Annotated in this window: 7 protein-coding genes and 1 pseudogene; all 8 read left to right on the top strand. The window is 39.9% G+C overall.

The annotated features are described in order from the left end of the window. The coding region (locus OC530_RS05545; protein WP_262080309.1) for a hypothetical protein at positions 1-1690 on the top strand (1690 nt) is incomplete at its 5' end. Between the two features lie 365 nt (positions 1691-2055). Next, complete coding sequence (locus OC530_RS05540; protein WP_240148972.1) at positions 2056-2970, top strand: hypothetical protein; 915 nt, start codon at positions 2056-2058, stop codon at positions 2968-2970. A 98-nt stretch (positions 2971-3068) separates the two neighbouring features. Beyond that, positions 3069-3668, top strand: a complete 600-nt coding sequence (locus OC530_RS05535; RefSeq protein ID WP_173235054.1) for a DUF6088 family protein — start codon at positions 3069-3071, stop codon at positions 3666-3668. Positions 3669-3902: 234 nt separating this feature from the next. Then, positions 3903-5294 carry a peptidoglycan-N-acetylglucosamine deacetylase PgdA gene (gene pgdA / locus OC530_RS05530; RefSeq protein ID WP_262080306.1) on the top strand — a complete coding sequence of 464 codons (1392 nt, stop codon included), beginning with the start codon at positions 3903-3905 and terminating at the stop codon, positions 5292-5294. Between the two features lie 103 nt (positions 5295-5397). Next, positions 5398-5538, top strand: a complete 141-nt coding sequence (locus OC530_RS05525) for a hypothetical protein (RefSeq protein WP_240149964.1) — start codon at positions 5398-5400, stop codon at positions 5536-5538. A 12-nt stretch (positions 5539-5550) separates the two neighbouring features. Beyond that, positions 5551-6393: an aldo/keto reductase gene (locus tag OC530_RS05520; RefSeq protein ID WP_262080298.1), complete on the top strand. Its 843-nt coding sequence runs from the start codon at positions 5551-5553 to the stop codon at positions 6391-6393. Between the two features lie 272 nt (positions 6394-6665). After that, a pseudogene (locus tag OC530_RS05515) lies at positions 6666-7427 on the top strand (elongation factor Tu). 541 nt (positions 7428-7968) lie between these two features. Further along, positions 7969-8886 (top strand): glycine--tRNA ligase subunit alpha, encoded by a 918-nt coding sequence (gene glyQ / locus OC530_RS05510; protein ID WP_044814430.1) that lies wholly within the window; start codon positions 7969-7971, stop codon positions 8884-8886.

The raw sequence follows: 8886 nt of genomic DNA, 5'->3' as shown, positions 1-8886 counted from the left end.
AGCAGACAAGACAGCTCTGACGAATGCGAATAATGCCTTAGGAAGCGAAATCACAAGTGTACCAACAACAGCTGACAAGCCAGCAAGCAAAGTGACTGCCTATAACGACGCTAAGACAAAAGCAGAAGCAGCTAAGCAAGCAGCGGAAGCTGTAATAGCGGACGATAATGCGACACCAGAAGCTGTTCAAGCAGAGCTAGCGAAAGTAAACGCAGCCAAAGACGCGTTGAAGAAAGCAGAAGATGCAGTAACCGCAGCAGCTACAGAAACAGCGAAAGCTAAATTAGCAGAAGACAACGCGAAGTTAGATGAAGCCGTAAGTACAGAAGGTAAGACACCAGAAAGTATTAAAGCTTACGAAGCCGCTAAGAAAGAAGCAGAAGCCGAAGTTACAGCAGCTAAGCAAGCAGCAGAAGCCGCAAAAGCTAAAGGTGCCGATGCGACAGCAGCAGAAGTTCAAGCAGCGCAAGAAAAAGTAACCGCAGCTCAAGGTAAGTTAGACAAAGCGAAAGAGAAGTTAGTCGATAAAGCAGACAAGACAGCTCTGACGAATGCGAAAGAGGACTTGGAAGCAGCCCTTACTCCAGGAGCATCAACATCTGGTAAGACAGAAGCAAGTAAGAAAGCTTATGAAGACGCGAAGGCAAAAGCTCAAGAAGCTGTAACCGAAGCTGAAAAAGTGATTGCGAACGCGAACGCAACGGAACAAGACGTAGCGGATGCGAAAGCGAAAGTGGATGAAGCGAAGAAAGAACTTGATAAAGCCAAAGAAGGCTTGGTAGATAAACCAACTTCTGTACCAAGTAATGATGGTAACACTAACAATAGTGCTAACACCAACAACGGTGATAATACCGACAATAGTAGTAACAGCAATACTAGTGGCGACACTAATAACAGTGCTAACACTAACAACGGCGCTACTACCACCCCTGCTGACAGCAATAGCAACAGTGCGACACCAGGTAACAGTGGCAACACTCCAGCCTCTGGTGTGACGACAGACGATAGTAGTAATAGCAATCCTGCTACTCCATCGTCTACTGTTGGACAGGCTCAAGCAAGTACTCCAGTTCAGGAGACTCCAGTTTCTACATCGACTCCAAACAATTCAGGCGATACAACAACTCCTAGCGAGACTCGTCCTGTTGACAAGTCTGAACTTGCTCGATTGGTTGAAGAATTGGAAACTCGTTTGAAAGACTTGGATGGTATTGATCAATCTGTCATCGACGCTGCGAAGATTATTCTCGGAGAGGGTCAAGAAGCCCTTAGAAATGCTAACTTGACAGAGACAGGCTTGAGAGAGATTACTGTCAAGGTCAAAGAAGCACTCGAATCCTTGAAAGGCAAGCAAGCGACTAAGGATGAAGAAGAAACGAAAGAAACAAGGAAAGAGCAAGGTCATCTTCCATACGGTACGATGATTGGCAGCCTTCTCGCTCTTCTTGGTCTCCTTCTCTTCCTCATCGCGCGTCGTAAGAAAGAGTCAGAACTCAAGAAATTGACCAAGGAATTGACTAAGGTTCTGCAAGATGGCGACCTTACAAGTGTAGATGCGAAAGTCCTTGACCAAGCACGAGAAGCTCTCGCTCAAGCAGTTGCCTTCCTAGCCAATGAGAAAGAGTCTGAGCACACAGAAGATGAGTTGATTGAGAAACTCAAAGCTATTCTTGCTCAGTTAAGATAAGCGACATGTGAAATATCGCAGGCGACCATAGAAGTTACTACATTGCTGGATAATAACGATAGGAAAAGTTAGTAGCAAACCTGTAGTGGGAATATACCAGTTTCTAGCGGGGAAATGGTTCTGGGGACAGGACACCGTCTTTTGGATGGGAATGCTTCCTCCTTAGTATCAGTAGAAGTCTTCGATGGCAGAGTAAGATAAAGAAGAAACACGAGACAAGTAAGATAGTTCATGAAATGGAACTGAGAATTGCTGGTGTGGACTCTTGAAGGAAGTAATGGATAGAAAGAAGTTGAGAAGCGTCTTTCTATCCATCTTTCTTTAGGAGTGTATGTAAGCGCTTTAAAAATAGAAAGGGTAATGGAATGGGGAAACATGAAAGTAGAAAAAACAAACCTATTTTATTAGTAGGGAATGGAATCAATAGATTATTTGCAAGCGAGCCAGAAAATGATGATTTCTTTAATGTCGACAAGTTTAGAGGTGAAAAAGAGGCGGAGAAACGTTCATTACATGCTGAGATAAGCGATTCTTTAAGTTTTCCGATGAGGATTTCAGTAAACTATGAGGGGAAAGAAGAAACTGTCGCAGAGGAACTAACTGATTTTTTGAAGGATAAGATGACGATTTCAAAAAGAAAGAAAGAGTTTCTTGAGGACTTATTAACGTTAGAAGTAGAGAATATTTTGACGACGAATTACAGCTTTGAATTTGAAAAAACAATCTGTACTAATCCATCTATTGGAAAAATCTTAAATCTATATGGATATGGGAAGGAGGGTGAAATCAGTAAAAAGGAAAAGGAGCTAGGAATTTACCAGTATATAAAATTAGGTGATCGAAAAAAACTATGGCATATACATGGAATAGCAACCAGAAAAAAGTCTATTATACTAGGACAATACTATTATGGCTATTTGCTTTCGCAGGTGATAGGATATACGTCTGAATTATTAAGGAGATGGAATTCTAAAAATGATTTTTATCATCATTCATGGATTGATTGTTTTGTAAGCAATGATGTTCATATCCTTGGTTTTGCTTTAGATTTAGCTGAAATCGATTTGTGGTGGCTACTCGCATACAAGAAGAAACATTTTGAATTTACAAAGGTATATTTTTACTCTAAAGTTGGAGACTTAGATGTTACTGTGAGAATACTCTTGTGTACATATGGCGGTATTATAAAAGAAATAAATACGGCTGACTATCATGATTTTTATAATCAAGCTATTACTGAAATAAGAAATAGGATAAAAATGGATAGAGATGTTACATAAGAAATTGTAAGAGGTCTGTTCCCTCTTGATAAAATGACTCTCATTTGACTTTTTGCACCAAAAATAGCATCATATTCGGTGCAAAGGAGGCGTGATAGATGAACTATAAGCAGGAAATAGTAAACAGGATAGAAAATTTTGAATCGAATCAAGTTTTTATAGCAAATGATTTCTTTGATATTGCAGGATATGAAACTGTTCGTAGTACATTAAATCGTCTTGTAAAAGACAAAAAGGTTACTCGCATTTTGAAAGGTATTTATTATAAACCAAAATATATAGAACTGATTGGAGAGTATGCAATGGCGTCTGTGGATGAAGTTGCTGATGCTATTGCTAGAAAATATAATTGGACCATTGCTCCATCGGGAAACACAGCCCTGAATTTACTTGGTTTATCTACGCAGGTACCAGCAAAATGGACCTATATATCAGATGGAAGGTATGCCAGTTTTAATGTTGGTAAGGCAAGGATAGAATTTAAGCATAGAAATAATGGAGATATTTCAAATATGTCAACCTTAACTGCAATGGTGATACAATCTGTCAAGGCAATGGGGAAAGAGAACATTACTTCTCAGCAGATTGACTACTTACGGAAAAAATTATCTGAAGAAGAAAAGTCAACATTACTAGCTGAAGGTAAAACTACAAGTGTCTGGGTATATAGTATTATCAAGAAAATATCAGAGGTGTAGGGATGTTTGAGGATAAATAGATTGAGAAAAATAAATCAATTTCTCAGAATGTTTTTAGAAGTCACGGTGTCTATTCTAGCTTCAATCCACTAGAAATTCCATAGATAGAAAACTACATAATCTCTACAGATAGGGCTGATCGAGTTGATGTGAGATGATTTGGCTTTCTAGGGGAATTGTGGATTGCCAAACTGTATCATTGAAATTATTGCTCAAATTTGTTATGATATAAATATGAATAAAAGTAGACTGGGACGTGGCAGACACGGGAAAAAGAGACATGTATTATTGGCTTTGATTGGTATTTTAGCAATTTCTATTTGCTTATTAGGCGGATTTATTGCTTTTAAAATGTATCAGCAAAAAAGTTTTGAGCAAAAAATTGAATCGCTCAAAAAAGAGAAAGACGATCAATTGAGTGAGGGAAATCAGAAGGAGCATTTTCGTAAGGGTCAAGCCGAAGTGATTGCCTATTATCCTCTCCAAGGGGAACAAGTGATTTCGTCTGCTAAGGAGCTGATAAATAAAGACATTAAGGACAAGCTAGAAAGTAAGGACACTCTTGTTTTCTACTATACAGAGCAAGAAGAGTCAGGTTTAAAGGGAGTCGTCAATCGTAATGTAACCAAACAAATCTATGATTTAGTTGATTTTAAGGTTGAAGAGACTGAAAAGACCAGTCTAGGAAAGGTTCACTTAACAGAAGATGGGCAACCTTTTACACTTGACCAACTGTTTTCAGATGCTAGTAAAGCTAAGGAACAGCTGATAAAAGAAATCACCTCCTTTATAGAGGATAAAAAAATAGAGCAAAACCAGAGTGACCAGATTGTAAAAAGCTTCTCTGACCAAGACTTGTCTGCATGGAATTTTGATTACAAGGATAGTCAGATTATCCTTTATCCAAGTCCTGTGGTTGAAAATTTAGAAGAGATAGCCTTGCCAGTATCTGCTTTCTTTGATGTTATCCAATCTTCGTACTTACTTGAAAAAGACGCAGCCTTGTACCAGTCTTACTTTGAAAAGAAACATCAAAAAGTTGTCGCTCTAACCTTTGATGATGGTCCAAATCCAGCAACGACCCCGCAGGCATTAGAGACCCTAGCTAAATATGGTGTTAAAGCCACTTTCTTTGTGCTTGGGAAAAATGTTTCTGGGAATGAGGACTTGGTGAAGAGGATAAAATCTGAAGGTCATGTTGTTGGAAACCATAGTTGGAGCCATCCGATTCTCTCGCAACTTTCTCTTGATGAAGCTAAAAAGCAGATTACTGATACTGAGGATGTGCTAACTAAAGTGCTGGGTTCTAGTTCTAAACTCATGCGTCCGCCTTATGGAGCTATTACAGATGATATTCGCAATAGCCTCGATTTGAGCTTTATCATGTGGGATGTGGATAGTCTGGACTGGAAGAGTAAAAATGAAGCAGCTATTTTGACGGAAATTCAGCATCAAGTAGCTAACGGCTCTATCGTTTTGATGCATGATATTCACAGTCCGACAGTCAATGCCTTGCCAAGGGTCATTGAGTATTTGAAAAATCAAGGTTATACCTTTGTGACCATACCAGAGATGCTCAATACTCGCCTAAAAGCTCATGAACTGTATTATAGTCGTGATGAATAAGCAAGAAAAAATAGGTCTGTCAGATATGTGATAGACTTATTTTTTACAGAAGATAGTACTAATTAGTAAAAAAATTTATGCTATAAATGATAAATAATACTCAATGAAAATCAAAGAGCAAACTAGGAAACTAGCCGCAGGTTGCTCAAAACATGGTTTTGAGGTTGTGGATAGAACTGACGAAGTCAGTAACAATACCTACGGCAAGGCGACGTTGACGTGGTTTGAAGAGAGTATAAAATAGAAGGAGAAGCATATGAATACCTATCAATTAAATAATGGAGTAGAAATTCCAGTATTGGGATTTGGAACTTTTAAGGCTAAGGATGGAGAAGAAGCCTATCGTGCAGTGTTAGAAGCCTTGAAGGCTGGTTATCGTCATATTGATACGGCAGCGATTTATCAGAATGAAGAAAGCGTTGGTCGTGCCATTCAAGATAGCGGAGTTCCACGAGAGGAATTGTTCGTAACTACCAAGCTTTGGAATAGTCAGCAAACCTATGAGCAAGCTTGTCAGGCTTTTGAAGAGTCTTTAGAGAAGCTGGGATTGGAATATTTGGATCTGTATTTGATTCATTGGCCGAACCCAAAACCACTTAGAGAAAATGACGCATGGAAAACTCGCAATGCGGAAGTTTGGAGAGCGATGGAAGACCTCTATCAAGAAGGGAAAATCCGTGCTATCGGCGTTAGCAATTTTCTTCCCCATCATTTGGATGCCTTGCTTGAAACAGCAAAAATTCTTCCAGCGGTCAATCAGGTTCGCTTGGCACCAGGTGTCTATCAAGAGGAAGTCGTAGCTTACTGTCGAGAAAAAGGAATTTTATTGGAAGCTTGGGGACCTTTTGGTCAGGGAGAACTGTTTGATAGCAAGCAAGTGCAAGAAATCGCAGCAAATCACGGAAAGTCTGTTGCTCAGATAGCCTTGGCCTGGAGCTTGGCAGAAGGATTTCTACCACTTCCAAAATCTGTCACAGCCTCTCGTATTCAGGCTAATCTTGATTGTTTCGGAATTGAACTGAGCCAAGAGGAACGAGAAACCTTAAAAATGATAGCGGTTCAGTCGGGTGCTCCACGAGTTGATGATATGGATTTTTAGAAAATCATAAAAAGAATTGTACATTATTCTAATTTTTGATATAATAGTCAACAGGAAAGAAAGTCTTATGGCGTTCTTCAAGCGAGCTTGGGATAGTGGGAGCCAAGTAGAACAAAATCAAGAGCTGGCGCTTTCTGTAGTATTTTCAAAAACAATGAAGTAATAAATTAGGGTGGAACCGCGTTTCTGACGCCCCTAGGTTAAATCAACCTAGGATTGTCGGACGCGGTTCTTTTGCTTATTCAGTCTATTGTGTGAAAGAAAGGAGAGACGTGGAAAACCTTTATCTTGTAAAAGACGATAGTCAACTAGCTGCATTTCGTGATTTTGTAGTAAGAAATACTGAAAAGTTGAAAGATTATCAATCTTTTTTAAAGAATGAACTTGCAGTCTGTGATTTACCGCAAGCCGTTATTTGGTCAAGTTTTAATGCTGCTACACAGATTATTAGGGAAAGCGCTGTTCCAGCCTATACAAATAATAGACGAATGGTTATGACGCCTGATTTAGCTGTTTGGAAAGAGTTGTATTTGTATCAGTTGATGGGCTACGAGTGTTCTGAGCAAACTCAAGCAATAGAAAGTCACTATCATTCTTTATCTGAAAATTTCCTCTTACAGATTGTAGGACATGAGTTAGCTCATTGGTCGGAGCATTTTTTAGATGATTTTGATGGTTACGACTCTTATATCTGGTTCGAAGAGGGGATGGTTGAATATATTAGTCGCAAGTATTTCTTGACAGAAGAGGAATTTTAAGCGGAAAAAATTTGTAATCAATCTCTCGTAGAACTTTTTCAGAAGAAGTATGGTTGGCATTCATTGAATGATTTTGGTTCTTCGACTTATGATAAGAACTATGCAAGTATTTTTTACGAATACTGGCGTAGTTTTTTGACAATAGATAAGTTGGTAGAGAATCTAGGTAGTGTACAAGCGGTCTTTGATTCTTATCATCTATGGGCAAATACAGATAAAACTCTTCCCTTGTTGGATTGGTTTGTTCAGCAGAAATTAATTGAAAAAGAAATATAAAAACTAAAGGAGTAAACAATGTCTAAAAAATTAACATTTCACTGCGTCAGTGGCAGAAACCTCCTTACAGCCGGACTGCTCCACGCTCAGCACTAGAATGCCTGAGCTAGAAGCAGTACTAACTCGTCTTGCCTCGTATGATCGACGAGGCAGACTCGTGTCGCAAGAAATCATTTTTTATTAAGGAGTATTCAATATCTAAGAAATTAACATTTCACTGCGTCAGTGGCAGAAACCTCCTTACAGTCGGACTGCCCCACGCTCAGCACTAGAGTGCCTGAGCTAGACGCAGTACTAACTCGTCTTGCCTCGTATGATCGACGAGGTAGACTCGTGTCGCAAGTAATTTATAAAAAAGGAGTATTCAATGTCTAAAAAATTAACATTTCACTGCGTCAGTGGCAGAGATCTCCTTACAGTCGGGCTGCTCCACGCTCAGCACTAGAGTGTCTGAGCTAGACGCAGTACTAACTCGTCTTGCCTCGTATGATCGACGAGGCAGACTCGTGTCGCAAGTAATTTATAGAAAAAGGAGTAAACAATGTCTAAAAAATTGACTTTCCAGGAAATCATCCTTACTTTGCAACAATTTTGGAATGACCAAGGTTGTATGCTCATGCAGGCTTATGACAATGAAAAAGGTGCGGGAACCATGAGTCCTTACACTTTCCTTCGTGCTATCGGACCTGAGCCATGGAATGCAGCGTATGTAGAGCCATCACGTCGTCCTGCTGACGGTCGTTATGGGGAAAACCCTAACCGTCTCTACCAACACCACCAATTCCAAGTGGTCATGAAGCCATCTCCATCAAATATTCAGGAACTGTACCTTGAGTCTTTGGAAAAATTGGGAATCAATCCTTTGGAGCACGATATTCGTTTCGTTGAGGACAACTGGGAAAACCCATCAACTGGTTCAGCTGGTCTTGGTTGGGAAGTTTGGCTTGATGGGATGGAAATCACCCAGTTCACATATTTCCAACAAGTAGGTGGATTGACAACTGGCCCTGTGACTGCGGAAGTCACCTATGGTTTGGAGCGCTTGGCTTCTTATATTCAGGAAGTGGATTCTGTCTATGATATTGAATGGGCTGATGGTGTAAAATACGGAGAAATCTTCATCCAGCCTGAGTACGAACACTCAAAATATTCATTTGAAATTTCGGACCAAGAAATGTTGCTGGAAAACTTTGATAAGTTTGAAAAAGAAGCTGGTCGTGCATTAGAAGAAGGCTTGGTGCACCCTGCCTATGACTATGTTCTCAAATGTTCACACACCTTTAACCTGCTTGATGCGCGTGGTGCCGTATCTGTAACAGAGCGTGCAGGCTATATTGCTCGTATCCGTAACTTGGCCCGTGTCGTAGCTAAAACCTTTGTCGCAGAACGAAAACGCCTAGGCTACCCACTTTTAGATGAAGCAACACGAGCTAAACTCTTAGCAGAAGACGCAGAATAA

It is taken from the genome of Streptococcus sp. Marseille-Q5619, from assembly GCF_946901205.1.
Taxonomy (GTDB): Bacteria; Bacillota; Bacilli; order Lactobacillales; family Streptococcaceae; genus Streptococcus.
The sequence above is the reverse complement of the archived record's forward strand: the minus strand, read 5'-3'. Positions and strand labels throughout refer to the sequence as shown.